The organism is Arsenicicoccus cauae (genome assembly GCF_009707125.1).
GTDB classification, from domain to species: Bacteria; Actinomycetota; Actinomycetes; order Actinomycetales; family Dermatophilaceae; genus Arsenicicoccus; species Arsenicicoccus cauae.
In genome coordinates, this window is record NZ_WLVL01000037.1 from 289,302 (window position 1) to 314,377 (window position 25,076).

Annotated in this window: 23 protein-coding genes and 1 pseudogene; 9 read left to right on the forward strand and 15 right to left on the reverse strand. The window is 72.9% G+C overall.

Annotation, left to right across the window (positions count from 1 at the left end):
• Positions 1 to 6: 6 nt before the first annotated feature.
• Positions 7 to 873 carry a glycosyltransferase gene (locus GGG17_RS10025; protein WP_154593542.1) on the reverse strand — a complete coding sequence of 289 codons (867 nt, stop codon included), beginning with the start codon at positions 871 to 873 and terminating at the stop codon, positions 7 to 9.
• A 93-nt stretch (positions 874 to 966) separates the two neighbouring features.
• On the opposite strand from GGG17_RS10025, the gene GGG17_RS10030 reads away from it, so the two are divergent.
• The 3 genes from GGG17_RS10030 (at position 967) to GGG17_RS10040 (ending at position 3,405) form a co-directional block, all read left to right on the forward strand.
• Positions 967 to 1,650, forward strand: coding sequence for a glycosyltransferase family 2 protein (locus GGG17_RS10030; protein ID WP_288798609.1), 684 nt, complete (start codon positions 967 to 969; stop codon positions 1,648 to 1,650).
• Positions 1,647 to 2,090 (forward strand): DUF2304 domain-containing protein, encoded by a 444-nt coding sequence (locus GGG17_RS10035; protein ID WP_286959036.1) that lies wholly within the window; start codon positions 1,647 to 1,649, stop codon positions 2,088 to 2,090. Before GGG17_RS10030 ends, GGG17_RS10035 begins: the two co-directional genes overlap by 4 nt.
• Positions 2,091 to 2,238: 148 nt before the next feature.
• Positions 2,239 to 3,405 carry an LCP family protein gene (locus GGG17_RS10040; RefSeq protein ID WP_230082856.1) on the forward strand — a complete coding sequence of 389 codons (1,167 nt, stop codon included), beginning with the start codon at positions 2,239 to 2,241 and terminating at the stop codon, positions 3,403 to 3,405.
• An 18-nt stretch (positions 3,406 to 3,423) separates the two neighbouring features.
• Here GGG17_RS10040 and GGG17_RS16015 read toward each other — a convergent pair whose 3' ends face one another.
• The 3 genes from GGG17_RS16015 to GGG17_RS10050 are packed head-to-tail and all read right to left on the reverse strand — an operon-like array spanning position 3,424 to position 6,361.
• On the reverse strand, positions 3,424 to 4,266 hold the full coding sequence (locus GGG17_RS16015) for a glycosyltransferase (RefSeq protein WP_311966586.1): 843 nt from the start codon (positions 4,264 to 4,266) through the stop codon (positions 3,424 to 3,426).
• Complete coding sequence (locus GGG17_RS16020; protein WP_195849192.1) at positions 4,263 to 5,186, reverse strand: glycosyltransferase family 2 protein; 924 nt, start codon at positions 5,184 to 5,186, stop codon at positions 4,263 to 4,265. Before GGG17_RS16020 ends, GGG17_RS16015 begins: the two co-directional genes overlap by 4 nt.
• A gap of 8 nt (positions 5,187 to 5,194) precedes the next feature.
• On the reverse strand, positions 5,195 to 6,361 hold the full coding sequence (locus tag GGG17_RS10050; RefSeq protein ID WP_311966587.1) for an acyl-CoA dehydrogenase family protein: 1,167 nt from the start codon (positions 6,359 to 6,361) through the stop codon (positions 5,195 to 5,197).
• A 131-nt stretch (positions 6,362 to 6,492) separates the two neighbouring features.
• On the opposite strand from GGG17_RS10050, the gene GGG17_RS10055 reads away from it, so the two are divergent.
• Positions 6,493 to 6,729, forward strand: a complete 237-nt coding sequence (locus tag GGG17_RS10055) for a hypothetical protein (protein ID WP_154593543.1) — start codon at positions 6,493 to 6,495, stop codon at positions 6,727 to 6,729.
• Entirely contained in the window at positions 6,726 to 7,985 is a 1,260-nt protein-coding gene (locus tag GGG17_RS10060; protein WP_154593544.1) for a cupin domain-containing protein, read from the forward strand. The genes GGG17_RS10055 and GGG17_RS10060 overlap by 4 nt, the downstream gene beginning before the upstream one ends.
• 432 nt (positions 7,986 to 8,417) lie before the next feature.
• Here GGG17_RS10060 and GGG17_RS10065 read toward each other — a convergent pair whose 3' ends face one another.
• Genes GGG17_RS10065 through GGG17_RS10090 form a run of 6 tightly spaced genes read right to left on the reverse strand, consistent with a single transcriptional unit; the run spans position 8,418 to position 14,619 of the window.
• Positions 8,418 to 9,614 carry an aminotransferase class I/II-fold pyridoxal phosphate-dependent enzyme gene (locus GGG17_RS10065; protein ID WP_154593545.1) on the reverse strand — a complete coding sequence of 399 codons (1,197 nt, stop codon included), beginning with the start codon at positions 9,612 to 9,614 and terminating at the stop codon, positions 8,418 to 8,420.
• Positions 9,611 to 10,648, reverse strand: a complete 1,038-nt coding sequence (locus GGG17_RS10070) for a GDP-mannose 4,6-dehydratase (RefSeq protein ID WP_154593546.1) — start codon at positions 10,646 to 10,648, stop codon at positions 9,611 to 9,613. Before GGG17_RS10070 ends, GGG17_RS10065 begins: the two co-directional genes overlap by 4 nt.
• A 2-nt stretch (positions 10,649 to 10,650) precedes the next feature.
• Positions 10,651 to 11,709, reverse strand: a complete 1,059-nt coding sequence (locus GGG17_RS10075) for a sugar phosphate nucleotidyltransferase (RefSeq protein ID WP_154593547.1) — start codon at positions 11,707 to 11,709, stop codon at positions 10,651 to 10,653.
• Positions 11,706 to 12,884, reverse strand: a complete 1,179-nt coding sequence (gene neuC / locus GGG17_RS10080; protein ID WP_154593548.1) for a UDP-N-acetylglucosamine 2-epimerase — start codon at positions 12,882 to 12,884, stop codon at positions 11,706 to 11,708. Before neuC ends, GGG17_RS10075 begins: the two co-directional genes overlap by 4 nt.
• On the reverse strand, positions 12,881 to 13,951 hold the full coding sequence (locus GGG17_RS10085; protein ID WP_311966588.1) for an N-acetylneuraminate synthase family protein: 1,071 nt from the start codon (positions 13,949 to 13,951) through the stop codon (positions 12,881 to 12,883). Before GGG17_RS10085 ends, neuC begins: the two co-directional genes overlap by 4 nt.
• A complete protein-coding gene (locus GGG17_RS10090) occupies positions 13,948 to 14,619 on the reverse strand; it encodes a NeuD/PglB/VioB family sugar acetyltransferase (protein ID WP_311966589.1) in 672 nt (223 codons plus the stop codon). The genes GGG17_RS10085 and GGG17_RS10090 overlap by 4 nt, the downstream gene beginning before the upstream one ends.
• A 120-nt stretch (positions 14,620 to 14,739) precedes the next feature.
• Here GGG17_RS10090 and GGG17_RS16920 point away from each other — a divergent pair, with 120 nt between their 5' ends.
• Genes GGG17_RS16920 through GGG17_RS10105 form a run of 3 tightly spaced genes read left to right on the forward strand, consistent with a single transcriptional unit; the run spans position 14,740 to position 17,323 of the window.
• Positions 14,740 to 15,714: a Gfo/Idh/MocA family oxidoreductase gene (locus tag GGG17_RS16920; protein WP_288797888.1), complete on the forward strand. Its 975-nt coding sequence runs from the start codon at positions 14,740 to 14,742 to the stop codon at positions 15,712 to 15,714.
• Positions 15,711 to 16,541 (forward strand): acylneuraminate cytidylyltransferase family protein, encoded by an 831-nt coding sequence (locus tag GGG17_RS10100; RefSeq protein ID WP_311966590.1) that lies wholly within the window; start codon positions 15,711 to 15,713, stop codon positions 16,539 to 16,541. Before GGG17_RS16920 ends, GGG17_RS10100 begins: the two co-directional genes overlap by 4 nt.
• Positions 16,538 to 17,323 (forward strand): SDR family oxidoreductase, encoded by a 786-nt coding sequence (locus GGG17_RS10105; RefSeq protein ID WP_154593551.1) that lies wholly within the window; start codon positions 16,538 to 16,540, stop codon positions 17,321 to 17,323. The genes GGG17_RS10100 and GGG17_RS10105 overlap by 4 nt, the downstream gene beginning before the upstream one ends.
• Here GGG17_RS10105 and GGG17_RS10110 read toward each other — a convergent pair.
• Positions 17,277 to 18,431: an acyltransferase family protein gene (locus GGG17_RS10110; protein WP_195849193.1), complete on the reverse strand. Its 1,155-nt coding sequence runs from the start codon at positions 18,429 to 18,431 to the stop codon at positions 17,277 to 17,279. The genes GGG17_RS10105 and GGG17_RS10110 overlap by 47 nt on opposite strands.
• 122 nt (positions 18,432 to 18,553) lie before the next feature.
• Between GGG17_RS10110 and GGG17_RS10115 the strand changes: the two genes are divergently transcribed.
• Positions 18,554 to 20,821 (forward strand): FG-GAP-like repeat-containing protein, encoded by a 2,268-nt coding sequence (locus GGG17_RS10115; RefSeq protein ID WP_154593553.1) that lies wholly within the window; start codon positions 18,554 to 18,556, stop codon positions 20,819 to 20,821.
• 174 nt (positions 20,822 to 20,995) lie between these two features.
• Here GGG17_RS10115 and GGG17_RS17185 read toward each other — a convergent pair.
• From GGG17_RS17185 to GGG17_RS10130, 4 genes and pseudogenes are all read right to left on the reverse strand, one after another.
• Positions 20,996 to 21,055: pseudogene (locus GGG17_RS17185) on the reverse strand (hypothetical protein); the annotation flags it as partial.
• 216 nt (positions 21,056 to 21,271) lie between these two features.
• Complete coding sequence (locus GGG17_RS10125) at positions 21,272 to 22,720, reverse strand: DUF2142 domain-containing protein (RefSeq protein WP_195849194.1); 1,449 nt, start codon at positions 22,718 to 22,720, stop codon at positions 21,272 to 21,274.
• Positions 22,717 to 24,030 carry a hypothetical protein gene (locus GGG17_RS16025; RefSeq protein WP_195849195.1) on the reverse strand — a complete coding sequence of 438 codons (1,314 nt, stop codon included), beginning with the start codon at positions 24,028 to 24,030 and terminating at the stop codon, positions 22,717 to 22,719. Before GGG17_RS16025 ends, GGG17_RS10125 begins: the two co-directional genes overlap by 4 nt.
• Positions 24,027 to 25,010: a glycosyltransferase gene (locus tag GGG17_RS10130; protein ID WP_288797878.1), complete on the reverse strand. Its 984-nt coding sequence runs from the start codon at positions 25,008 to 25,010 to the stop codon at positions 24,027 to 24,029. Before GGG17_RS10130 ends, GGG17_RS16025 begins: the two co-directional genes overlap by 4 nt.
• Positions 25,011 to 25,076 lie beyond the last annotated feature (66 nt).

Genomic DNA, 25,076 nt, shown 5'->3' on the forward strand with positions numbered 1-25,076 from the left:
GGTCCTTCAGCGTCGGAAGAGAGCGGAGTACGCGCGGTTCAGGAGCCCGCTCGGCAGGAGTCGGAACCCCAGGCGCAGCACGAGGTTACGGCAGCGCTGCCACCCCCGCGTGATGCCGTACGCCTGGAGGTTGCGCTGCATCTGCCACTCCCCCTGCAGGATGCGGGCCCCCGTGCGCCGCTTCATCGTCTCGCCGCTCATGCGAAAGAGCACGAGCGGCTCGTCGAGGTTGGCGAAGCGACAGCCGGCGGCGAGGAGCCGCGCCATCAGGTCGTAGTCCTCCATGAACGGGACCGCGCGATACCCGCCGACCGCCCTCACGGCCTGCGCGCGGACGAGCAGGGTCGGGTTGTTGATCGGGTTGTTGATCCGCAGGTACGCCGCGATCGCGTCGTGGCCGGAGGGGAGCCTGCGCACCCCCAGCACCTGACGCCCGGCAGGCCTGCCCCCGCCTGCGCCCGCCAGGTCTCCCGCGTCGGAGAACTCGGTCATCGCGGCACCCACGACGTCCAGCGGGCGTCCCGCGGCCTGCGCCTCGTCGAGCGCCGCGAGCTGACGCTCCAGGCGGTGGGGGACGGACACGTCATCGGCGTCGGCCCTGGCGACCCAGTCCCCGGTGACGGCCGCCATGCCCGCCTGGGAGGCCGGTCCGGACCCAAGGTTGCGGGGCAGGCGGACCAGCCGCGATCGACACGCCGGGCGGTGCGTCGCGAGCACGGCCTCGAGCTCGGGAGTGAGCGGGCCGTCGGCCACGACCACCAGTTCGTCGGGCACCCGGGTCTGGGCGGCCACGCTCTCCAGGGCCTCCCGCAGGTGAGGTGCCCGCACCCCGGCATACACGGTCAGCAGGACGGTGACGGCCCGATCGGTCATGCGCCCACCCTAGACGGGCGTGCGCGACCGCTCGCGCCTCCCCGCCCGCATGGCGCCGACCGCCTCCGCGGAAAGGCACGTATCGTGGCGCGCGTGAACGAGAACGTCTGGCTGGTCGTCCCCCTCTACAACGAGGCGACGGTGATCGGCGACGTCATCACGCATGCCCGCCGGACCTTCCCCAACATCGTGTGCGTCGACGACGGGTCCAAGGACGAGAGCGCGGCACGCGCCCTCGCGGCCGGGGCCCGACTCGTCCAGCACCCGGTCAACATGGGGCAGGGCGCCGCCCTGCAGACCGGTTTCGAGTTCGCCCTGACCGACCCGGGGATGGAGTACGTCGTCACCTTCGACGCGGACGGCCAGCACCAGGTGGACGACGTCCTGCGGATGCTCGACCGCATCCGCCGCGACGACCTCGACGTGATCTTCGGGTCGCGGTTCCTGGACGAGCGCACCCAGCCCAGCCCGCTCAAGAAGCTCGTGCTGCGCCTGGCCGTCGCCTACACCAACCTCTCCACCGGCACCCGCCTCACCGACGCGCACAACGGGCTGCGGGTGCTGTCCAGGCCTGTCGTCGAGCGGCTCGACATCACGATGAACCGCATGGCCCACGCCTCGGAGATCGTCGCGCAGATCGGGGCGCTGCAGATCGACGGCCGACGCGTGCGATACGCCGAGGAGCCGGTCCACATCCTCTACACCGACTACTCGGTCTCCAAGGGCCAGTCCCTGTGGAACTCGGTCAACATCCTCGTGGAGCTGATGTTCAAGTGAAGGCCCTCATCCAGCTCGCGCTGATCGCCGCCGTCGTCGTCGTGCTCCTGCGGATGACCACGGCGCGGGGTGCGCGCACCCAGGCCATCCGCCGCCTCGGCATGTTCGCGTTCGCCGCCTTCGCGGTGTACTCGATCATCTTCCCGTCGGTCTGGGTCGGCCTGGCCCGGGCCGTGGGCGTCGGACGTGGCACCGACCTGGTGCTCTACATCCTGGTGATCGCCTTCCTCGGCTACATGATGAGCACCCACCTGCGCTTCCGCGAGATGGACGTGCGGTTCACCCGGCTCTCCCGCCGCATCGCCCTCGACGAGGCCGCCGCCCGACACCCGGAGGTGGCGTCCAGGCCCCAGGGGCAACCTGGGGCTACGGTGATGCGTCCCGAAGACATGACCGACGTCCCCGACCCGGAGGCCGGCCCGACCGATGACGCCCGCTGACGACCGACACCCGCACGACGACACCGATTCCTACGTCGTCGACACGCGCAAGCGTCGCGGCCGGATGTCCAGCCCGCGCAACCCTTTGGGGGGCGCGAGTCGCATCACCGGTCGCCGCCCTCCTGAAGAATCCCGCGACCGTGATGACATGCCTGACGACAGGCGGGGCGACGGGCACGACGCCGGCTGGGGGGACCAACCCCGTCACGGCGGCCCGGCCTACCCGGCGGGCGCGGCATACGACCACGGGGACGACGTCCGCTCCGGCACCCGGCAGATGCCCGCCCAGTCGCCCCGGCCCGTCCAGCCGCCGCCGACCCGGCCCCCGGAGCGTCACCACGGCGCGCGACCGGGTCGCCCGCCGCGGCGGGTGCACCGCCGTCGGCGGGTGGTGGCGCTGCTGCTCGTGGCGCTGCTGGCCTGGATCGCCTTCCTCGTCATCACCCCGCTGCACGCGTGGAGCTCCGTGTCCACCGTGGACGCCTCCCCTGCGGGGGACCGTCCCGCGCGGGTGAGCGGCTTCAACTACCTGCTCGTGGGCTCGGACTCGCGGGCCGGGCTCAGCTCCGAGGAGCAGCAGCAGCTCGCGACCGGCGACGACGCGGGGCAGCGGACCGACTCGATCATCCTCGTCCACGTCTCCGAGACCGGGCAGAGGTCGGCGCTCGTGTCGCTGCCGCGCGACTCCTACGTGCCGATCCCGGGACACCACCGCAACAAGATCAACGCCGCCTACTCCATCGGGGGGCCGACGCTGCTCGTCGAGACCGTGGAGCAGGCGACCGGCGTGCACGTGGACGGCTACGTCGAGATCGGCTTCGGCGGGTTCGCCAGGGTCGTGGACTCGCTCGGCGGCGTGTCCGTGAACGTGCCGTTCGACATGGTCGACGAGAAGGCCGGCATCAACCTCACGAAGGGCGAGCAGACGCTCAGCGGGCCGCAGGCGCTGGGCTTCGTGCGGTCGCGGTACTCCGACCCCGAGGGCGACCTCGGTCGGGCCAAGCGCCAGCGCCAGTTCCTCGGCGCCATCATGCGCAAGGCCGCCAGCCCTGCCACCGTCCTGCTCCCCTGGCGGTACTGGGGCTTCACGCACAGCGCGGCCGAGGGCGTCAAGATCGGGGACGGCACCTCCCCGGCCGACCTCACCCGCGTCCTGCAGGCCATGCGGGCCTCGTCCGGCGCAGACGGCCAGTCGCTGGTCGTGCCGATCTCCAACCCGGCCTACCCCACGGCGGCCGGCGTGGCGGTCAAGTGGGACACGACCAAGGCGCAGGCGTTCTTCGACAAGATCAAGAACGACCAGCCCCTCCCCTGAGGACCGGTCCGAGGCGGGTCAGCGCTCGCCGCGGCGCGCCATGATCGCGCCGTAGGCCACACGCCGCAGCTGCTCGGGCACCAGGCGGTAGACCCCGCGGACGAGCACGTTGCGCACGCACTGCGCCGGGGTCGTGAACCCCATCCGGAGGAAGCGCCGCTGCAGGGCCAGCTCGGTGCGCAGCATCGACCACCCGCCCCGCCGGGCGTAGGCGCCCTCGCCCACCCGGTAGCACAGCAGGGGGTCGGCGACGTTGGCCACCCGCGCCCCGCCCTGGATCATCCGGGCGAACAGGAGGTAGTCCTCCATCTGCTTGAAGTCCTGGTAGCCCCCCGCGGCCTCGACGGCAGACCGGCGGTAGACCACGGTCGGGTGGTTGAACGGCTGCGCCATCCGGGAGGACTCGACGATCCGCTCGGGGGTCAGCGGCGGCACCCGGCGACCGACCACGTCGTCGCGACCGCGCCCGATCTCCAGCATCCCCGACCCCACCACGTCGGCGCCCCGCTCGATGACGGGCAGCTGCACCGCGAACCGCTCGGGCAGCGCGATGTCGTCGGCGTCCATGCGGGCCACCACGTCGTGGGCGCATCGCGCGAGCCCAGCGGTGAGGGCGACCCCGAGACCGCGGTTGACCGGCAGGCGCACGAGCTCCACCGGCACCACCGCCCCCGCCACCAGCCGCTGGATCGCCTCGTCGAGCGGGGTCGGCACCGGGCCGTCCTGCACCAGCACGACCTGCGCGGGGCGCCGCGTCTGCTCCACCGTCACGGAGTCGAGGGCCTCGCGCAGGTGCTCCGGGTCGTCGCCGCGGTAGACGCACATCAGCACGCTGAACGGCAGCCCGCTCACCTCGGTCACGCCTGCTCCCCCACGGCCTCGGCCAGTACGTCCTCCGTGCGTCGCGGGCCACGGACCACCCCGTCGCGCAGGCCCCTGACCAGGCCCTGCACCAGCGTTCCCCGGTCCCGCGACCGCGCGACGGTCCGCCCCCACCGCAGCAGCGAGGAGCCGCCGTAGACGGCCTTCTCCACCGGAGAGAGCGAGCGCGAGCGCGTCCACATCCACACCTTGTTGCGCACCTCGTAGTAGAAGCGTGGCCCCGGGTCGGCGTCGGTCGACCCGAAGGTCCGCGTCTTGTGCACGACGACGGATGCCGGGCAGGCCAGACCGTGACCACCCCGGATCAGGCGCGTGGAGTACTCGAAGTCGTCGTTCCACAGGAAGTAGTCGGCCACCGGCAGCCCCCGCTCCCGGACCGCGGCGCCGTCGCACAGGATCGACACGAAGGACGCGGACCGCACCGGCACGCAGCCGACCGACGCCGCCGCCTCCCGCTCCCCCGACGACGCGAACGGCGACGGCCGAGGGGTGTTCATCGGGTGGTCGCGCCCGTCGGTCCACACGACCCGGCTGGCCACGACGGCCGGTGTGCCGAGGGGGAACTCGTCGCGGGCCCGGACGAGGGCGGCGAGCGCCCCGGGCTCCGGCACGGTGTCGTCGTCCATGAGCCAGACCGCGTCGCACCCCAGCTCGAGAGCCCGCCGTATGCCGAGCGCGAAACCCCCGGCGCCACCGGTGTTGGTGCGCGCGGTGACGGTCACGACGTCGTCGGCCTGGGACCGCAGGGTCTCGGCGGTGCCGTCCGTGGAGGCGTTGTCGACGACGACGACCCGCGAGACCGGCAGGGTCTGGGCGCGCAGCGCCCCCAGCACCTCGAGGAGCAGGTCGTGGCGGTTCCAGGTCACGACCACGGCGACGACGGAGGCGTCGGGCGTCATACGGCCGGTCAGCCCTTGAGCAGCTGACGCGCCATGACCAGGCGCTGCACCTGGTTGGTGCCCTCGTAGATCTGGGTGATCTTGGCGTCGCGCATCATCCGCTCGACCGGGAAGTCCTTGGTGTAGCCGGCGCCGCCGAGGGCCTGGACCGCGTCGGTGGTGACCTTCATCGCCATGTCGGAGGCGAAGCACTTGGCGGCTGCGCCGAAGAACGGCAGGTCGGCGTCGCCGCGCTCGGACTTCGCGGCGGCGACGTAGACCATCTGCCGCGCCACCTCCAGCTCCATGGCCATGTCCGCGAGCATGAACTGCATGCCCTGGAACTCCGCGATCGCCTTGCCGAACTGCTTGCGCTCCTTGACGTAGGCCACGGCCGCGTCGAGGGCTCCTTGCGCGATGCCGACGGCCTGGGCGCCGATCGTGATGCGGGTGTGGTCGAGGGTGCGCAGCGCGATCTTGAGGCCGTCGCCGACCTCGCCCACGCGGCGGTCATCGCCGATGCGGACGTTGTCGAGGTGCAGCTCGCGGGTGGGGCTGCCCTTGATGCCGAGCTTGCGCTCGGGCTCGGAGAAGCCGAAGCCCTCGTCGCCCTTCTCCACCACGAAGGCGGTGACGTTGGCGCCGCGGCGGCCGTCGGGGTCGCTGACCGCGAGGACGGTGTAGAACTCCGAGACCCCGGCGTTGGTGATCCAGGCCTTGGTGCCGTTGAGGATCCAGTCGTCGCCCTCGCGGCGGGCCCGGGTACGCATGCCGGCCGTGTCGGACCCGGCCTCCCGCTCGGACAGGCCGTAGGAGAACATCGCCTCGCCGCGGGCCATCGGCGGCAGGTAGCGGCGCCTGACCTCCTCCGAGCCGGCCAGGATCACCGGCATCGAGCCGAGCTTGTTGACCGCGGGGATCAGCGAGGAGGAGGCGCACCCGCGGGCCACCTCCTCGATGACGATGCAGGTGCCGAGGGCGTCCAGGCCCACGCCGTCGTACTCCTCGGCGACGTGCGGCGCCTGCAGGTCGACCTGGCGCAGGGCGTCGTAGGCGACCTGGGGGAAGACCCCCTGCTCGTCCACCTCGGCGGCAGCGGGGGCGATCTTGTCGGCGACCACCTCGCGCAGCATCGCGCGGAGCTCCTCGTGCTCCTCGGAGGTCGTGAACAGGTCGAAGTCGGTGTTGGAAGCCACGGGCCGAGCCTACCTGCGCCCGGGTCTCCCGGCGGCGGCCGGGAGGCGTGTCCCTCACCACCTGCCACGTATGCCGGGGGCCTCGGCTCGGTATGGTCCAGGCACCAGATCCGCGACGCGAGGAGGCAGGCATGACCACGCAGCAGCCCGAGGAGCCCTCGGTGATGGACCAGGCCCAGGACGGAGACGCCGGCCAGGTGTCGCGCTCCGGGCTCTACCCCACCCAGGACGAGAGCAGCACCGGTCAGTCGGGGGACGCCGACGAGACCACCCCCTCGACGGACGGGGACGACCCCGAGCTCGCCGGCGCCGACCTCGACGAGGACCAGTCCGAGGGACGCGGTCCCACGATCGAGCCCGGGGCATGACGGCCGGCACCGCGAGTCGCACGACCACCCCCGCCGGTGAGGAGGCGAGCGCCCGCCCGGCGCTCGCCCGCCTCGTCGGCGACGTCGAGACCTTCGCCGCCGAGGTCTGGGGCCGTCGTCCGCTGCTGCGCACGGGCGCCGAGGCCCTGGCCGAGGACGGACGGGACTTCACCGACCTGTTCGGTCCCGGCGCGGTGGACGAGATGGTGTCCCGTCGCGGTCTGAGGGCGCCCTTCCTGCGGCTGGCCAAGGACGGGTCCCCGCTGCCCGACAGCCTGTTCACCACGGCGGGCGGTGTCGGGGCCAGCGTGCGCGACCAGGTCGGGGACGACCAGCTCCACCGCGAGTTCGCGGGCGGGGCCACGATCGTCGCGCAGGGCCTGCACCGCACCTGGCCGCCACTCGTGGACCTCGGGCAGCAGCTGGCCGTCGACCTCGGCCACCCCGTCCAGATCAACGCCTACATCACGCCGCCGCAGAGCCAGGGCTTCGCCGACCACTACGACGTCCACGACGTCTTCGTCGTGCAGACCAGCGGCCGCAAGCGTTGGGTCCTGCACGCCCCCGTGCTGGAGGCCCCGCTGCGGCACCACCCGTGGGCCGAGCGACGCAGCGAGGTCGAGGAGGCTGCCCGGGCCGAGCCGATCCTCGACGTGACCCTCGAGCCCGGCGACGTCCTCTACCTCCCGCGGGGCACGATCCACGCGGCCTCGACCTTCGGCGAGATCTCCTCGCACGTCACCATCGGGGTCCACACCTGGACGCCGTATGCCGCCGCCGAGGTCATCGGCCAGCTCGCCCTCGACCGGGCGGCCGCCGACCTGCAGGTCCGGCGGTCCTTGGCGCTGGGCGTCGACATCGCCTCGGACACGAGCGGGTTCGCCGTCGCGCGGGAGGCGCTGGTGCGCGCGATCGAGCAGCTCGACGACGCCGCGATCTCTCGCGCCCTGACCCGCCGCGACGAGTCGAGCCGCCGACTCTCGCCGATCTCCCCCATCGCGCAGGTGCAGGCCGCGCTCGACCTCGACGACGCGTCGCGGCTCCGCCTGCGCCCGCACCTGCGGGTGACGGTCTCCCCGGTCCCGGCCGACGACGCCCAGATCATGCTGGACAGCCGCCTCGGGCTGCAGCGGATCGCCGCGACCGGCCGGCCCGCCGTCGACATCATGCTGGAGGGCGGAGAGACCACCGCCGCCGAGCTGGGGCAGGAGGCCGCGCGGGCCCTCCTGCGCGCCGGGGTCGTCGTCCCCGCCTGACTTCGCCACCCCCAGAAATCGTGAGGGTTTGGACCGAGGATGTCGGACCAGACCCTCACGATCGCGGCAAGGGGGAGGGCACGGATCAGTAGAGTCGGCGGCCGTCCGGGCCGTGCACGCCGGGGCCACCGGTAGCCGTAGAGAACGACCTCGATCGATGACCTCGTGGAGCCCCCACCCCAGCTCCGGGTGCTGGCGGTAGCGGAAGATCAGGTCCCGCACGAAGGCGTACTGCGAGTCGGGGTCGCTGCCGTGCGGACCCCCGCCGTGCTGGAGCCGGCGTTCGACTCGGGGGTCCACTGCATGGGGGTGCGGACCGCCATACGGCCCTCCTCAGGCCCCGACCCGGCGGCAGGTGCCCGAGACCTCGCCCGATCAGCGGTTGCCTCCGGCGCCCCGTCATCATGGCGGACGGGCCAGCGCGCGGACGGGTCAGGCGAAGAAGGCCAGGACGGCCTCGACGACCCGCTGCTGATCGGCCTCGGTCAGGTCGGTGGAGCACGGCAGGGACACGCCACGAGCGAACAGGTCGTCCCCCACGGCACCGCCGAGAGTGCTCGACCCCGCGAACGGCGGCTGCGCGTGCAGGGGGCGCCACAAGGCGCGTCCCTGGACCCGGTGCGACTTCAGGTGCGCGATGAACGCGTCCCGGCCGCCCTTGTCCTCGGGCACGAGGACGGAGTAGAGCCAGTCGTTGGACTCGGTGCCCTCGATACGCGGGGGAAGCGTGAGCGGCAGGTCGGCGAAGGCCTCGTCGTAGCGACGGGCGATGCGATGCTTCGCCTCGAGGAAGCCGGGCAGCCGCTCCAGCTGGGCCAGACCGAGCCCGGCGGCGATGTTGGTGAGGCGGTAGTTGTAGCCGACCTCGTCGTGCAGGTAACCGATGTCGGGGACCTTGGCCTGGGTCGTGAGGTGCTTGGCCCGGCGCGCGAGGGCCTCGTCGTCGGTGACGATCATCCCGCCGCCTCCGGTGGTGGCGACCTTGTTGCCGTTGAACGAGTAGCAGCCGATCCGACCGACGGTGCCCGTATGACGGCCCGCCAGCGCCCCGCTCGTCCAGGTGGCGCCGAGGGACTCCGCGGCGTCCTCCAGGACGGCGACGCCGAAGCGGTCGCAGACCTCGAGCAGCCGCCCCATGTCGGCCGGCTGCCCGAGGACGTGCACGACCTCCAGGGCCTTGGGCAGGGGCTCGGCGGCGTCGGCGCGACGCTGCAGCTCGCGCTCCACCAGGTCGGGGTCGAGGTCCCAGGAGGCGTCGCTGTCCACCAGGACGGCACGCGCTCCGAGGTAGGCGATCGGGTTGATCGACCCGACGAACGTGAAGTCGCTGACCATCACCTCGTCGTCGCGCTCGACCCCGAGCAGGATCAGCGCGACGTGCAGCGCGGCCGTGCCCGAGGAGGTCGCGACGGCGTAGCCGGCGCCGACATACTCTGCGAAGCGCTCCTCGAACTCGGACACGAACGGTCCGACCGAGGACACGAAGCCGGACTCGACGGCCTCGAGCACGTAGCGCCGCTCCAGCTCGCCGATGTTGGGGACGGACAGCGGCACGAAGCCCTGCTCGAAGGCGCTCGGGGCGTTGGCCTCCCCGCCCACGCTGTGCCGGGCGGTCTCGGCGTCGCTCATCGGTGGTACCTCGCGGCCTTGTCGGCGTCGACCCGGGGACGCAGCCACTCGGCCACCTGGGCCAGCCCGTCCTCGAGCGAGACCGTGGGCTCCCAGCCCAGCAGCTCCTTGGCCTTGCGGGGCTCGGAGAGCAGGATCTCGACCTCGGAGCCGGGCGGGCGGAGGCGGTCCTCGTCGGTGACGATGCGGGCGGTCGAGCCGGTGACCTGCTTGCAGATCTCCACGATCTCGCCGATGGAGTCCGTGCGACCGGTGCCGAGCTGGATGACCTCGCCGGGGGCGACGTCGGTGAGCGCGGCGCGCACGAAGCCGTCGGCGGTGTCGGTCGCGAAGGTGAAGTCGCGCTTCGGCGAGACGGCCCCGAGCCGGATCTCCTCGGCTCCGACGAGCATCTGCGACAGCACCGTCGGGATGACCGCGCGGGTCGACTGGCGCGGGCCGTAGGTGTTGAACGGGCGCAGGATCGTCACCGGCGTCTCGAAGGACAACGCGTAGGACTCGCACATCTTGTCCGCGCTGATCTTGGTGGCGGAGTACGGGGACTGGCCGCGCAGCTCGTGGGTCTCGGTGATGGGCACCTCCTTGGGGGTGCCGTAGACCTCGGAGGTGGAGGTGTTGACCATCCTCGGCGTGCCGTGGCGACGGACGGCCTCGAGGACGTTGAGCGTCCCGATGACATTGGTCTCGACGTAGGACCGGGGCGCGACGTAGGAGAAGGGGATGGCGATGAGGGCCGCGAGGTGCAGGACGACGTCCATGCCCGCCACGGACGCCAGCACGTGCTCGGGGTCGCGGATGTCGCCGAGGACCACCTCGGCCTGACCGTCCTTCAGCGCCTGCTGGAAGCTCGGTGACTCGTCGAGCCAGCCCAAGGACCCGTTGGAGTTGTAGAGGCAGAAGGCCTTGACCTGAGCCCCGTCGGCGACGAGCCGCTCGACGAGGTGCGAGCCGATGAACCCGTCCGAGCCCGTCACCAGGACCTGCTTGCCCTTGAGAGTGGCCCCGGAGGACGAGTCCTGCTGCGGTGCGGTCATTTTCACGCCTGTCCTTTCGCGCGGGCAAGGTCCTTGGGGGTGCCCACATCGATCCAATCCGATGACATCGTCCAGGTGGCGACGCGGTCGCCACGGTCCAGCAACTGTTGCACGAGCTCCGGCATCGTGCTGGGACGCCCGTCCGGGAGGAGCTCGAGGGCGTCGGCGTCCACGGCATACACCGCGGTGTTGATGTCGACACTGATGGTCGGCTTCTCGCTGATCCCGGTCACAAAGCCCGCGTCGTCGCAGTCGACGACCCCGAACGGGATCTCGTGCTGGTAGCTGCGGGTCGCCATGGTCAGGCGCGCACCGCTGCGCTCGTGCCGGTCGATCAGCTCCTGGGCACCGAACTGGACCATGAGGTCGCCGTTCATCACCAGGACGGGGTCGTGCAGGTCCGGGCGGCGGTCGCGCAGGAGGGTGAGCGAGCCGGCGGTGCCGAGGGGGTTGTGCGGCTCCTCGCGCAGGTAGTGCACCTGGCAGCCGAGCCGGGACCCGTCCCCCAGGTGCTCCTCGATCTGCTCGGCGAGGTAGTTGACGCTGACGTAGATCTCGCGGATGCCGTCGCCGACGAGGTTGAGGATGATCCACTCGAGGATCGTGCGTCCGGCGACGGTCATGAGCGGCTTGGGCCGGTCCCTGGTCAGCTCGCCCAGGCGGGTGCCCCTGCCACCGGCCATGATGACCGCCACGTTGGGCAGCGGCTCGCTGCCGACCACGTCGAAGAGGGTGTGCAGCCCGACGAGCCGTCCGCCCTCGTCGACCTCGGGGACGACGTTGAGGTGGCGGGCTCGCAGGAGGTCGAGCACGAGCGCGCGGGGGGAACCCGCGCTGACCGTGGACGGGGTCTTGGTGGCGAAGGGCAGGGCCGGGTCGTCGAGCGCAGCGCCGGCCAGCAGGGCACGCCGGATGTCTCCGTCGGTGAGCAGGCCCTGCAGGACGCCGTCGGGAGAGGTGATGAGCGCGACCGTGGTCGCGGCCGCGTCGATCACCTCGAGGGCCTCACGGATCGTGCCCATCTCGGCGATGCAGGTGCGGTGCAGGTCGCGCGCGGTCATCGGTCGGCTCCCTCGATCTCGGCGAACGGCTTGGTGCGGCCCCCCGTCGGAGCCCGGCGGACCACCGCCAGGACCCGCGCGGCGGCGTCCCCCCGACCATAGGGGTTGTCCGCCGCCGCTGCCGCCGCCCGCCCCTGGGGCGACAGGGCCTGCTCGATGGCTGCCCGCACGGCGTCGTAGCCCTCGGCGGCGTGGATCACGTTGTCGCCCCGCAGGCGTCCCCGCTGCCGCTCACCGACGTCGACAGCGGGCACGTGGGCGCTGGCGGCCTCGATGATGCCGGACGAGGAGTTGCCGACGACGACGTCGACGGCGTGCAGGGCGCGGGGGTAGCGGCTGCCGAGGGACTCGACGACCACGAGCTCGGGGTGCTCGAGAGCGGCCTGCTCGAGGACGGCGAGGATCTCCTCGCGGCCGGGGTCGAGGCCGGGGTGGGTCGCGATCACGGTGCCGCAGGTGTCGAGGGTCGCGCGGAGCGCCTCGGACGCCCACTGCGCGACCGGGACCTCGCCCTCGGCGGTGGGCGGGTGGTAGGTGAACAGCGCGAGCGGCCGCAGGACCGGCACCCCGAGCAGGTCGGCGAGCTCGGCGTCGCTGAGGGCGGTCGAGGAGGCCAGCCGGTCCAGGCCGGGCGCTCCGGTGACGTGCACCCGCTCCGCGGGCTCCCCCATCTGCCGCACCCGGCGGGCGGCGTCGGGCGACGCGACGCAGTGCTGGTCGGCGAGCTTGGTGACGGCGTGCCGGACGCGTTCGTCGACCGCCCCCTCGGTCACCTCTCCCCCGTGCAGGTGCACGACGGGTATGCCGAGCAGGAAGGCCGCCGGCACCACGTAGAGGAGCTCCCAGCGGTCCCCGAGGACCACGAGCGTGTCGGGACGCAGCTCGGGCAGCAGCCGCGCCGCCCCCTCGGCGAGGCGCGCGCCGTGCCGGACCACGGCGTGCGGGTCGAGGTGCTCGACCGGGGGGCAGAGGGCGTGCAGCCGCCCCTCGGTCCGGGCGCGAGGCGCGACGTCCTGCAGCGTCGACGCGAGCGAGCCGACGTCGTAGGCCACGCCCGTCAGAATGTGCAGCTCGACGTCGGGGTCGTCGGCGAGCGCCGAGATGACCGGCGACAGCGGCCCCAGGTCGGCCCGCGTGCCGACGAAGACGGCCACCGTCCGGGATCCCTGCGTCATCGGGCCGCCCCGGCCTGCGGTGCGACGTCCGCGAGGTCGGCGTCGACGATCTGGGCCCCCGCGGCGACGTCGCGAACGAGCACGCGTCCGCGGATGTCGACGGCGGGGCTGATGCCCCCCTCGGGACGTAGGAGCGACAGGTCGGCGCCCTCCAGGCGCTCCCCGGCGCGGAGGTCGCGCCCGGCGTGCCAGCTGCGCCGGACCAGCACGGCATTGTCCTGCTCGGACGGCTGGCGCACCTTGACCCCGTCGCCGAGCCCGACGGCGAGGGCCTTGGTCGAGCGCACGTAGTCCGCGAGCTCGGCGGGCTCCAGGCTGGCCATGTGGTCCGGGCCGGGCATGGTGCGGTCGAGCGTGAAGTGCTTCTCGAGGACGGGTGCCCCCAGGGCGACAGCGCCGAGGGCCGTCTGCAGGCCGGGCGTGTGGTCGGACCAGCCGACGGGCACCTCGTGGGCCTCCTGCATCGCCGGGATCGCGCGCAGGTTGCACTCCTCGATGGGGGCGGGGTAGGCGGAGACGCAGTGGAAGAGCACGAGCCCGGGGGCCGCGGAGCAGGCCTGCACGGCGGCCGCGACCTCGTCGGCCGTGGCCATCCCGGTGGAGACGAGCATCGTGACGCCGAGGGCGGCGATCTCGCGCAGGTAGGGCAGGTTGGTGAGCTCGCCGCTGGACACCTTCATCGCGGGCAGGCCCAGCTCGGCGAGGGCGTGGGCGCTGTCGACGTCGAAGGGGGTCGAGAGGAACTCCAGCCCGCGCTCGTGGGTGTGGGCCTGCAGCTCCGCCCACGCGGTCATCGGCAGGGTCAGGGCCTCCAGCAGCGATCGCTGGTCCTGGGCGCCGCCGCGGTCCCGCTGGTAGGGGGTGGTGGCCGCGACGCTCGACACCAGCTTGGCCGCGTCGAAGGTCTGGAACTTCACGGCGTCGGCACCGGCGTCCGCGGCGGTGTCCACCAGGCGGTGGGCGATCTCCAGGTCGCCGTTGTGGTTGACCCCCGCCTCGGCGATGACGTAGACGTCCCGCTCGGTCGGGATCGTTCGCGCCCCGATGCTCGCTGCTCGCACGCTCACTGCTGCTCCTCGGTCTGCTCGGCCTGCCGGTCGTGGATGGGTCGGGCCGGGATACCGGCCACTCGGGCGCCCTCGGGGACGTCGCGTATGACGACCGCGCCCGCCGCCACCACGCACCCCGCCCCGACGCGGACGCCGGGCAGGATGCGCGCCCCGCTGCCGAGGAGGGTCAGGTCGCCCACGCTCGCCCCGCCGAGCACGACGGCCCCCGGCGCCACGTGCACCCCGTCCCCCACGACGACGTCGTGCTCCACGACAGCGGCCGTGTTGACCACGACGGCCCGGCCCAGGGATGCCTGGGGACCGACGTGCGCGTGCTCCAGGACCACGGTGCCGTCGCCGAGGACGGCGTCCGGTGCCACGGTGGCGGTGGTGGCCACGACGGGCGGCACGCAGGCGTGCGACCGGGCGCGGTCGACCACTCGGAGGCGCACGTGGTTGGCGCCGATCCCGGGGACGAGCGCGGCCCCGTGGCGCTGGGCGTAGGACAGCGCCTGCGCGTCGTCGGCCAGCAGCTCGACGTCGTCCGGCCAGGGCCCCGAGGGGGCTCCGCTCACGGCGACGACCGCTTTCCCGCTGCGGCGCAGGACGTCCGCCACGCTGCGCGCGTGACCCCCCGCCCCCAGCACCGCCCAACGGGCGTCGGTCTGAGGGCTGGGTGCGGGCACCCGCCCAGCATAGTTGCGACGGCGCCCCTCCCCGGTCGAGCGCCGGGCGGCGGCGTGTGACCCGGCCGGCCCCGGAGGCGCATGGCAGCATGGGGCGCACATCACAGCCAGGAGGTGCCCGTGCACGCAGTCGTCCGAGGCGGCGGGTCGATCGGTGCGCGGCACGTCGAGGTCCTGCGGTCCCTGGGTCTGTCGGTCGACCTCTGGCCGGTCCGGCCGCGTCCCGAGGCCGACGGGGTGGTGGGCGACGACGGCGGGCCGGCAGCCTGCGCCACGGCCGACCTCGTCGTCGTGGCCACCGACACCGGGCGGCACGTCGCCGACGCGCTCGTGGCGCTGGACGCGGGGGCGGCCCGGGTCCTGGTGGAGAAGCCCCTGTCCCCCGCCGCCGTCGACGCCGACCCCCTCTCGCGTCACGACCGCGCCGACCGGGTCCGCGTGGCCGCCCCCCTGCGCGGCCACCGGGCGTACGCCCTGGTGCTCGGCCTCGTGCGCGCGGCCGCCCGGCCGCTGTCCGCCCACGTCGCCTGCCAGTCCTGGCTCCCCGACTGGCGGCCCGGCAGGGACTACCGCGAGAGCTACTCGGCGCGCGCCGACGAGGGCGGGGTGCTGCGCGACCTCGTCCACGAGCTGGACTACGCCACGGCGCTCCTCGGCCCCCCTGACCTGTCCTGGGCGGCGCTGGACCGATCCGGCCCACTGCAGATGCCGGCCGAGCAGGCCGCCACGCTCGCCTGGACCACGCCTGACGAGGACCGGGTCCTGGCCCGGCTCGACTACGTGTCCCGCCCCGGTCGCCGGCACCTGAGCCTCGATGGCCCGGACCTCCGCCTGGACTGGGACCTGCTGTCCCACACGGTGGTCCATGTCAGCGCCGACGGACGGCGGCACGAGCACGCGTTCGCGGACGACGCCGACCGCAACGTCGTCATGGCCCGTCAGGCCGCAGCGGTCCTCGGCGACCGCAGCGCCGAGGAGGACCCCGCAGCGCCCCCCACGCTCCCCGAGGCGCTCGAGACCATGCGTCTGTGCGACCGCGCCCGTGGGGCCGACCACCGGTCGACCCCCACCCGTCCCGATCGGAGGACCTCGTGACCGACCCGACCCCTGCTCCCGCCCCCGCCCCCGCCCCCGGAGATGCCGACGACGGCGTCGGCGTGGCGGCGCCGCGCGTCCTGGCCGTCATCCCCGCACGGGGCGGCTCCAAGGGCCTGCCCGGCAAGAACGTCCGTGAGCTCGCGGGCCTGCCCCTGATCTGCCACAGCATCAAGGCCGCCGCCCTGTGCCCGGGCATCACCCGCTGCATCGTCTCCACCGACGACCCCGAGATCGCCGAGGTGGCCCGCGCGCACGGAGGGGACGTGCCCTTCCTGCGCCCGGACCGGCTCGCCACCGACTGGACCCCCATGGGCCCGGTGATGCAGCACGCGCTCGAGACGGTGGAGCAGCAGGAGGGTTCGCCCTACGACGTCTTCGTCCTGCTCGACCCGACCAGCCCCTCGCGGGTCCCGCAGCAGATCGCCGAGGCCATCTCGCAGCTGCACGGGTCACCGGACCTCGACGGCGTCATCAGCGTGTCCGAGCCGACCTTTCAGCCGACCTGGGTCGGGGTCCGAGAGACCACGCCGTCGGGCCCCGTGGAGCGCTACTACGCCGAGGGCAGGGGTGTGACCCGCCGCCAGGACACCGGTCGTTTCCTGCGCATCAACGGCAACTTCTACGTCTGGCGCGCGGACTTCGTGCGCCGTCTGCAGGTGTCCTGGTTCGACGAGGGACGCCACGGGATGTACGAGATCCCCGAGCCGCAGGCCTTCTCCATCGACGACGAGTACGAGTTCCGGCTCATCGAGGCGCTGCTCGGTGCCGGCCTGCTCGAGCTGCCGTGGCTGGACGCCGACGACGAGCAGCAGGCCGGACGATGAGCGGCGGCGCCTCGGCCCTGACGGGCCGGACCGCGGTCGTGACGGGCGGCGGCGGACCGCTCGGTCGCACCTTGTGCGCCGCTCTCGCCGAGGGGGGTGCCCGGGTGGTCGTGGTCGACCGCGACGGCGGTCTCGTCGACCAGGCCCTGGCCGAGCTGCCTGACGGCGACCACCGTGGTGTCACGGCGGACCTGCTCGACGCCGACGCCCTGGGGTCGGTGGTGTCGCAGGTCGAGCGGCTGGGCGCGTGCGACGTGCTCGTCAACAACGCCGCCTTCACCGGCACCTCGGGCGTGCCCGGCTACGCCGTCCCGTTCGAGGAGCAGACCGATGACGCCTTCGAGCTGGCCCTGCGGCTCAACCTCACCGTCCCCTTCAGCCTGACCCGGCGGCTGCTCCCGCTCCTGCGACGCACCGGTCACGGCAGCGTCGTCAACGTCTCCAGCATCTACGGCCTGGTCGGCCCCAACATGGGCCTGTATGCCGGGACCGTCATGGGCAACCCCGCGGCATACGGGGCCTCCAAGGGCGGGATCGCCCAGCTGACGCGCTATCTCGCCACCGTGCTGGCCCCCGAGGTCCGGTGCAACGCCTTCGCGCCGGGCGGGATCGCGCGCGGCCAGGCCGACGAGTTCGTGGAGCGCTACGAGGGCCTGACCCCGTTGCGCCGCATGGCCACCGAGGGCGACTTCCGGGGCGTCGTGCGCTGGCTGGCGTCGGACGAATCAGCCTATGTCACAGGACAGGTGATCGCTGTGGACGGGGGCTGGACCGCCTGGTGACCAGCGGGCGCAGGGCGTTGCGGACCCGACCGAAGTGGCGCTCGAACGACCACCACCAGAGCAGGCCCGCCCCGTTGCCCGCGGCCACGAGCAGGACGTAGAGCTCCGGCCCCGTCACGCGCCCCTCGACGAGGTGCACCAGCCAGATCATGACCGAGAAGTGCACGAGGTACAGCGAGTAGGAGAACTCCGAGACGAAGGCCACCGGCCTGCGCACGGGGCCGAGGACCGCGGACCAGTCGAGCATGTGGAAGCCCGACACGACGGCGACGCCGGTGAGCACGCACACGGTGGGGGCGTAGACGCCGAGGTGGACGACGTCGAAGCACCACCACAACCACAGGACGGTCAGCAGCGTGAGGCCGGCGTGCACGGACCGCGGGATCGCCTGCATCGCGGGTGCCCACCAGGCGTACGCGAAGCCGACCAGCCAGGCGAGCATCAGCCCGCTGCCTCCCTCCACGGTCCCGAGGACCGTCGCCGCCGCGAAGACCAGCGCGGGCAGGGCCAGCAGGCCGCGAGCGGTCGTGGGCCGGTGCAACAGCACCAGGGCGACCACCCCGAACCCGACGTAGATCCACCACTCGAGGGCGACCGTCCACCAGGGGGCGGCGCTGCCGAGGGATCGCGCCGCGAGCGGCTGGCCGGTGGCGGCGGCCGCCTGGCGCAGCACCGCGTTGTCCTGAAGCATCAGCAGGTTGCTCACCACGGTGGTGAGGTCGTGACGAAGGACGATGAAGCGCGAGGTGGCCCCGCCGGAGAAGACGAGCCGGTCGATGAGCACGACGGCGACCATGGCGGGCAGCAGCGGGGTGAAGATGCGGGCCCACCGGTCCACCAGGTACGCCCGGAAGCCGTAGGCAGGGTCCCGACGCCGTCGCTGCACCGACATGGTGATCAGGTAGCCCGACAGCACCAGGAAGATCACGACGCCGTAGGACTGGACGTGGAACTGGTCCGGGCGGGCGCCCAACCGGCCGTCCGTCCCGCGGACGGCGAACAGCACCGGGAAGGCCAGCACGGCGGCGTGGCCCAGGACGACGAGCTGCGCGGACAGACCCCGGACCGCGTCGAAGTAGCTCATCTGGTGCCTGAGTCCCGAGGTCATGGCCGACACCCTAACGAGCGCCCCGCGACACCCCGGCCAACAACTCTCGCCGGCCGCCTGCCAGAATTCTCCCAGGGATGACACTATGTAATCATTCATCACTCGTAGTAACAAGGGGAGATATGCATCAGCGTCATCGCCTGCAGCGCGGGAGGTCCCGCCTGGGCCTCGCCATCGCCGGTTCGCTCGTCGTCGCGCTCGGCGCGCCCACCGTCGGGCTCGCCTCCGCCGTCGATGGTCACGACAAGGTCAGGGACCGGATGACGACGTCGTCGTCGCACGAGCGGCTCCGACCCGCACCGGCGCGGCCGTCCACCGCCCCCGAGACCGTCGACGTCACTTCCGGTCGCCTGCAGCAGAGCCCCGCCGCACGCAAGTCGAGCGGCACCACGCAGGGCTCGGCCCGCGCCACCACCGCGGCGGTCAGCCCGCAGTGCGCGGCGCTCGAGATCGACCTCTCCCAGCTGCGCGACCGCACCGCGCTGCTGTGGAAGCCCTCGGCCGCCCCGACCGGCAGCATCACGGTGCAGCGCCGCATCTCGACCGGCACCCAGTGGCGCACCGTGACGGTGGCCGCGGGGGCCACCGGCATCGCCGTCGACCGAGACACGGCCCCGAACGCCCCGGTGGCGTACCGCCTGGTGGTGCCCTTCTCCACCGGGACGCAGACCTGCGTCTTCGCCGACCCGAGCGGCACCCCGGTCGACGGCCTGGCGATGTTCGAGGACGCCGGTCGCGGCACGCCCGACCTCGCCGTGTCGACGTGGGACAACGGCCCCCTGCTCATGCAGAACGACACCTCGGCCGGGATCCCCGTGGGCTCCGACGCCGGCACGGAGACCCCGGCGTTCTCGCCCGACGGCATGTGGCTCGCGGTCACCCGCGCCAACGCCGACCAGGGCGGTGACCTGGTCCTGCGTCGCGCGGACGGCACCGGGGCCGTGACCGCCGTCTCCGCCGGCGGGACGGACTACCACTCCGAGCCGTCCTTCTCCCCCGACGGGCGCAAGCTCCTGTGGACGGTGTACGACAGCCAGGGCATGCCCCTGCGCACGATGGTGCGGGTCCTCGACACCGGTGCCACGACCACCGTCCCGCGCCCCACGGGCAGCGTCGTGCCGGAACGCTCCACCTTCCTCGCGGACGGCACCACCGCGGTCGGCGTGCGCTACGCCGCCGACGGCTCGAGCGTCCTGGTGCGCACGAGCACTGCCACCGGCGCGCAGTCCACCCTCGGCGCGCCCGGCGCCTATGACGTGTCGGTCGCCCCGAACGGCGCGATCCTGGCCGCCGTCCGCAACACGGGCCGGTCGTCCTCCCTCGTCGTCGTCAGCGCCACGGGCGAGGCGACGGTCCGGTGGCGGGGCGTCGTCGGCCAGCAGGTGTCCAACCCGCGCCTCACCCAGGACCGCCAGGCCTACTACCTGCGCATCGACACCGACCCCACGCCGGCCGAGACGGGGAACGGCGACGCCTACACCGGCATCTACCGGCTGAGCGGCACCACCCCCGAGCTGACCCGGGCCGGTGCCTCCGTCGCCGACCCGCAGGCCATCGCCAAGTACTTCGACGTGCGCCAGACTTCGCCGAAGTCGACCTCCGACTTCACCGGGGACGGCTACAACGACGTGGTGGCCAAGGACGCCTCGGGGACCTTGTGGCTCTACCGCAACAGCACCAACCCCCAGGCGCCGCTGTCGGCCGGCCGCACGTCGCTCGGGTCGGGTTGGGGGATCTACAACCACGTGTTCTCGGTCGGCGACTGGGACGGCGACGGGCACGGCGACCTCGCCGCACGTGAGCCCAACGGTGCCCTGTGGCTCTACCGCGGCAACGCGGCAGGTGGCCTGCAGGCGCGACTGTCGCTCGGCGGGGGCTGGCAGCAGTACGTCCCGGCCTTCGGGGGCGACTGGAACGGCGACACCAAGCCCGACCTCGTCGCTCGCGACGCCGCCGGGGTCCTGTGGCTGTACCCCGGCAACGGCAAGGTGAGCTCGCCCGGCGCAGGCATGTTCCTCCCTCGCAAGGCCCTGTCCAGCGGGTGGGGCGCCTTCGACGTGATCCTGGGGATCGGCGACGCGAGCTATGACAACCACTTCGACCTGCTGGCCCGCAACCGCGCCGACGGGACCCTTCGTGTCTACACCTCTCAGGGGGTCGCCGCCGGTTCCTTCAAGAGCGTGTACGACCCGCTCCCGGGCGGCAGCCTCGGCGGTCTCTCGCAGATCACCGCCCCCGAGCGATTCACGGGGTGGTACGCGAGCGCCCTGATGATGGCCAAGGACGGCGTCCTTCGTGACGTCCCCTTCGTCGACGAATCGCTGCTCGGATGGACGAGCTACCAGCAGCAGGTGGGCTCGGGGGGCCTGGCCTACGTCTGGCAGTCCTGACGACGGCACCCGCAGGTGGGGCTCCCGCGACGTGCGCGGGCCCCACCTGCGGCGTACCCCACCTGACCCCGAGCGCCCTGCGCGGGGGCCCGGGTGTCCCGGGCGGACGTGACCCGCGATGAATCCGACGGCGGTCGGATCGAACGGGCTGGAGAAGTGGATCATCCCGTGCTCGCGGACCCGGTCGAAGATCGGCTGGGGCCACTCCCAGGGCGTGTGCGCCTCCTGGTAGATCTGGTGGAGGTTGCGCCCGCTCGAGCTGGCCGTTGTGGTTGCCGGACATCTCGGCGATCACGCAGGGAGCGTGGTCCCGGTCGATGACGTGCCGGCCGATGCTGATGGGGGTGGAAGTCATGCGCCTAGGCTCCGAGCGTGCGCGACCACGGACGGCATCCGGCCTCCCGGTCGCGGGTCGGCGACCCCGGTCGACAGCTGACCGTCCGGCGGGGCTCAGGAGACGGTGGCCCAGGTGAGCAGGACGTACTTGAGGACGGCCAGGGCGCAGGCTCCCACGACCAGGCCCACGACCCATCTGGCGGCGACCCGCCCGTCGTCGGCCCCTGTCGCGCCATCACCGACGAGGCGTGCCGGCAGCAGCGCCCGGAGGCACAGCAGAGCCGGCAGCAGGAGCGGGTAGAAGTAGCGGCCCTGAACGCCTGCCACGGCCCACAGCCCGACTGGGGTGAACGAGAGGTACAGCGCTCCGAAGATCAACGCTCCCGAGGCGGCGACGACCAGCGCGACCGTCGCCAGCCGAGCGCGGCTGACGACCGGCCGGGGCGCCAGGAACCACGCCAGGGCGAGCGCCATCAGCACCAGGATCATGGCGCCTCCCGAGCCCTCCACCTGGTAGCCGGTCTGCACGAAGAGCTCGCGGAGGTACTTGGGGGTGCTGTCCGCGAGGGTGCGGTACGCGATCCGCACCATCTCGGGGAGGTGCCCCAGGACGAAGGCGCGCTGGTCGTCCGGACGCACGGCCGTCGGGTCCCGGGGGTCCCAGACCACCCCCATCCCCGCTGTGGTGCCCGCAGCCAGCGACAGCCACCCGACGGACACGGCCAGGGACGTCCCCACGACCCCGGCACCTACGGCTCGGGAGGGGCCGCGCCCGGTCGCGCTCCGCCGCCAGGCCAGCCTGGACGCCGGGACCACGAGCAGCAGCAGGGCCATCGGCGCGTATGTCGGCTTGGCCACGCCGACGAGGAGCACGCTGAGGGCCAGGGCCCAGGTGGCGGCGCGCGAGGGCGGGGAGTCGGTCAGCGTGAGCCGCACGAAGGACGCCGCCAGCACGAGGGTGACGGCGTTGGTCATGGTGTCCGCGGAGACGGTCGCGGCCTGGAAGATGACGCTGGGCAGGCAGGCCACCACGGCGGCGAGGTACTCCCAGCCTGTGCCCCGCAGGAGCCGGACGGCCAGCGCGCCGGCGACCGCCGCGGTCAGGACCCCGAGCAGCCGCGCGACCAGGATGGTCCCTCCCACGTCGAGGCCGGCCAGCCTGGACGTCCACAGCCCGACCACGGCCGGCGCATAGCTGGTCGGCGCGTAGGCCGCCGTGTTGACGAACTTGGCCTCGGTGGTCTCGGTGCCGACGGGAGCGTCCAGCAGGGGGCGGCGCGCGTCGGGGTTGCCCATGACCGGACCGCGCTGGGGCTTGGACCACTGTCGCGCGGTGCCGGAGTCGGCGAGCCGGACGAAGGACGCAGGCACCTGGCCGCCGTAGCGGGGAATCGGACCGCGCTCCTCCAGCCGCTGCGGCACCCAGCCCCCCGTCGAGACCTGGTAGGCCCGGAACAGGTGGGCGGCCTCGTCCGCGCCCCAGACCTGGGGCTGGGCCACGGCGAAGCAGCTGCCCGCGATCGAGATGACCAGGGCGACGAGCAGCGGGAGGGCGCGCCTCACGGCTGCTCCGATACGGCTGTATGCCGTCGCGACGACCCCACGCGTCGAGAGGCGAGCAGCGTCGCGCCGGCCATGGCCAGGATCCCCGCGGCGCCGGCCATGCTGCGGTAGGTGAAGAACGCATGGATCTGGCTGTGGTTCTTGAGCACCTCGTACCACACCGGCACGATGGCGGCGCAGACGACCAGCAGCAGCGGCTCCAGCAACGCGTGGCGCCGGACGAGGCCCACGACCAGCCCGACGACCAGCAGGACCAGGCAGGCCCCGGCGAGGGTGCCGGCGGTGGGCACCTCCATCCAGGTGCGCCAGTTCTTGAGGACGGCGGCGCCGGGGCTCAGGTCGACGCGGCCCTCCATCGTCCCGCTGAGCCGGCTGCCGCCCACCTCGCTGATCTCACGACGGATCGCCCCGAACCCCGAGTGGATCCCGACGATCAGCCACTTGGCCATCCAGGTGGCGCCGTAGCCCACCGCCCACCCGGCTCCGCCGCAGACGAGCCGGCCGACCCGGCCCCACGCCGTCTCGTCGCGGCGGGCGGTGAGGACGGCGGCCGCCGCGGTGAGGCTCCACGCGAGCCCGGGGTTGGTCAGGAAGTCGATGAAGACGTACAGGCCCCCGGACAGCACGGTGAGGGCCAGGAGCCTCGGCACGGGATTGCCCCAGCGGAGCACGACGGCGGCCAGGCCGAGGGCCGCCGCGAGCGATAGCGCGTGCGTGTAGGCCAGCGGCGAGGTGACGAGGTTGGTGCCGAGCACGAGCGGGGCGAGGAGCGCGACGGCCGCCAGGCCTCCCCGACGGCGCCGGACGGCCTCCCACAGGCCCACGACGCTCGCGGCGAGGAGGCCGAAGGACACGAGGCGCGCACCTGCGAGACCCCACAGGGCGATGACCGGGCGGGAGACGAGGGCATAGCCGTTCCAGTAGCGCGAGTACTCGAGCTTGTGGTCGTGCTCCCCCGGGACGCTGCCCCCATGGGCTGCCAGCTCACGCACCACGCCGGCGCCTTGGTCGCACGACGGCAGCCGGGGGCTCGAGATGGCGCGCTCGAGGGGAGAGTAGTCACCCCGGATGGCGCTCCCCTGGCTCGCCGCGATGCACTCGGTGAACCGGTCGAGCCGGCCACCGACGGCGTCACCGAGATAGCTCGGTCCGTACACCCTGCTCGCCACGTCCTGGGAGAGCTTCTGCACCACGACGCGGTTGGGCGTGGCCATGGCGGCCGTCATACCGACGAGAAGCACCAGGGGCAGCAGGAGCTGCACGGCCAGGGCGGGCCACCCGAGCGCCACGAGCCGCCGGCCGAGGGTCATGCCGGGTGGCGGGACGAGCCGCGCTCGTCGGCGACGTCTCGCGCCTGTCGGTGACGACGGGGGGCGTCGTAGGACAGGTAGGTCAGCCGGGTCTGCTCCTGCCGCATGTGCATGATCGAGTCGAGCACGTAGCCGACGAGGAGCACGAGCGCGGCGATGATCATCACCGCCGAGGCGAGGAAGGCCGTCGGGAAGCGCTCGACCTGGCCGGTGCGCAGGAAGTCGGCGACGACGGGCAGGCCCAGGGCCAGTCCGACAAGCGCGATCAGGCCCGCGACCACGCCGTGGAACAGCGACGGTCGCTCGCGACGGGCGAGGGTCATGATCAGCCGCAGGATGCGCCAGCCGTCACGATAGGTGCGCAGCTTGCTCTCGCTGCCGGCCGGCCGGTCCTTGAAGTCGATGGGCACCTCGGCCGAGGGGATGCGCAGGTTGAGCGCGTGGACGGTCATCTCGGTCTCGGTCTCGAACTCCCGCGACAGCGCGGGGAAGGACTTGACGAAGCGGCGGGAGAACACGCGGTAGCCGGACAGCATGTCGGTGACCTCGTTGCCGAAGAGCACCCGCACCGCGCCGGTCAGCATCTTGTTGCCGGTCGCGTGCCCGGGGCGGTAAGCGCCCTCGACGGTCTCGCGGCGAGCGCCGAGCACGTGGTCGTAGGGGCCCTCGAAGAGCAGGTCCACTAGGTCGCGCGCCCGGGACGCGTCGTAGGTGTCGTCACCGTCGATGATCAGCAGCGCGTCGGCCTCCACGTCGGCGAAGGCCCGCCGGATGACATTGCCCTTGCCCTTGCGCGGCTCGCTGCGCACGATCGCGCCGGCCTCGCGAGCCACCTCGGCGGTGCGGTCCGTCGAGTTGTTGTCGTAGACGTAGATCTCGGCCTCGGGCAGCGACGCGCGCAGGTCGGTGACGACCTTGGCGATCGCGGACTCCTCGTTGTAGCACGGGACGACACAGGCGATGCGGGGGGCGGAGGTCACGACGGCCAGCATAGGGCGCGCCGTGCCCGCCGCCGCGTCACCGCGCTGGTGGGGCCGGCGCCGGCG

What these genes read in the sequence shown, in the direction of transcription:
- GGG17_RS10065 (WP_154593545.1), bottom strand. Translation starts at nt 9,614, where the DNA reads ATGAGCGACGCCGAGACCGCCCGGCACAGCGTGGGCGGGGAGGCCAAC.
- GGG17_RS10055 (WP_154593543.1), top strand. Translation starts at nt 6,493, where the DNA reads ATGACCACGCAGCAGCCCGAGGAGCCCTCGGTGATGGACCAGGCCCAG.
- GGG17_RS10040 (WP_230082856.1), top strand. Translation starts at nt 2,239, where the DNA reads ATGCCTGACGACAGGCGGGGCGACGGGCACGACGCCGGCTGGGGGGAC.
- GGG17_RS10115 (WP_154593553.1), top strand. Translation starts at nt 18,554, where the DNA reads ATGCATCAGCGTCATCGCCTGCAGCGCGGGAGGTCCCGCCTGGGCCTC.
- GGG17_RS10105 (WP_154593551.1), top strand. Translation starts at nt 16,538, where the DNA reads ATGAGCGGCGGCGCCTCGGCCCTGACGGGCCGGACCGCGGTCGTGACG.
- GGG17_RS10070 (WP_154593546.1), bottom strand. Translation starts at nt 10,648, where the DNA reads ATGACCGCACCGCAGCAGGACTCGTCCTCCGGGGCCACTCTCAAGGGC.
- GGG17_RS10110 (WP_195849193.1), bottom strand. Translation starts at nt 18,431, where the DNA reads ATGACCTCGGGACTCAGGCACCAGATGAGCTACTTCGACGCGGTCCGG.
- GGG17_RS10025 (WP_154593542.1), bottom strand. Translation starts at nt 873, where the DNA reads ATGACCGATCGGGCCGTCACCGTCCTGCTGACCGTGTATGCCGGGGTG.
- neuC (WP_154593548.1), bottom strand. Translation starts at nt 12,884, where the DNA reads ATGACGCAGGGATCCCGGACGGTGGCCGTCTTCGTCGGCACGCGGGCC.
- GGG17_RS10060 (WP_154593544.1), top strand. Translation starts at nt 6,726, where the DNA reads ATGACGGCCGGCACCGCGAGTCGCACGACCACCCCCGCCGGTGAGGAG.
- GGG17_RS16020 (WP_195849192.1), bottom strand. Translation starts at nt 5,186, where the DNA reads ATGACGCCCGACGCCTCCGTCGTCGCCGTGGTCGTGACCTGGAACCGC.
- GGG17_RS16025 (WP_195849195.1), bottom strand. Translation starts at nt 24,030, where the DNA reads ATGACCCTCGGCCGGCGGCTCGTGGCGCTCGGGTGGCCCGCCCTGGCC.
- GGG17_RS10075 (WP_154593547.1), bottom strand. Translation starts at nt 11,709, where the DNA reads ATGACCGCGCGCGACCTGCACCGCACCTGCATCGCCGAGATGGGCACG.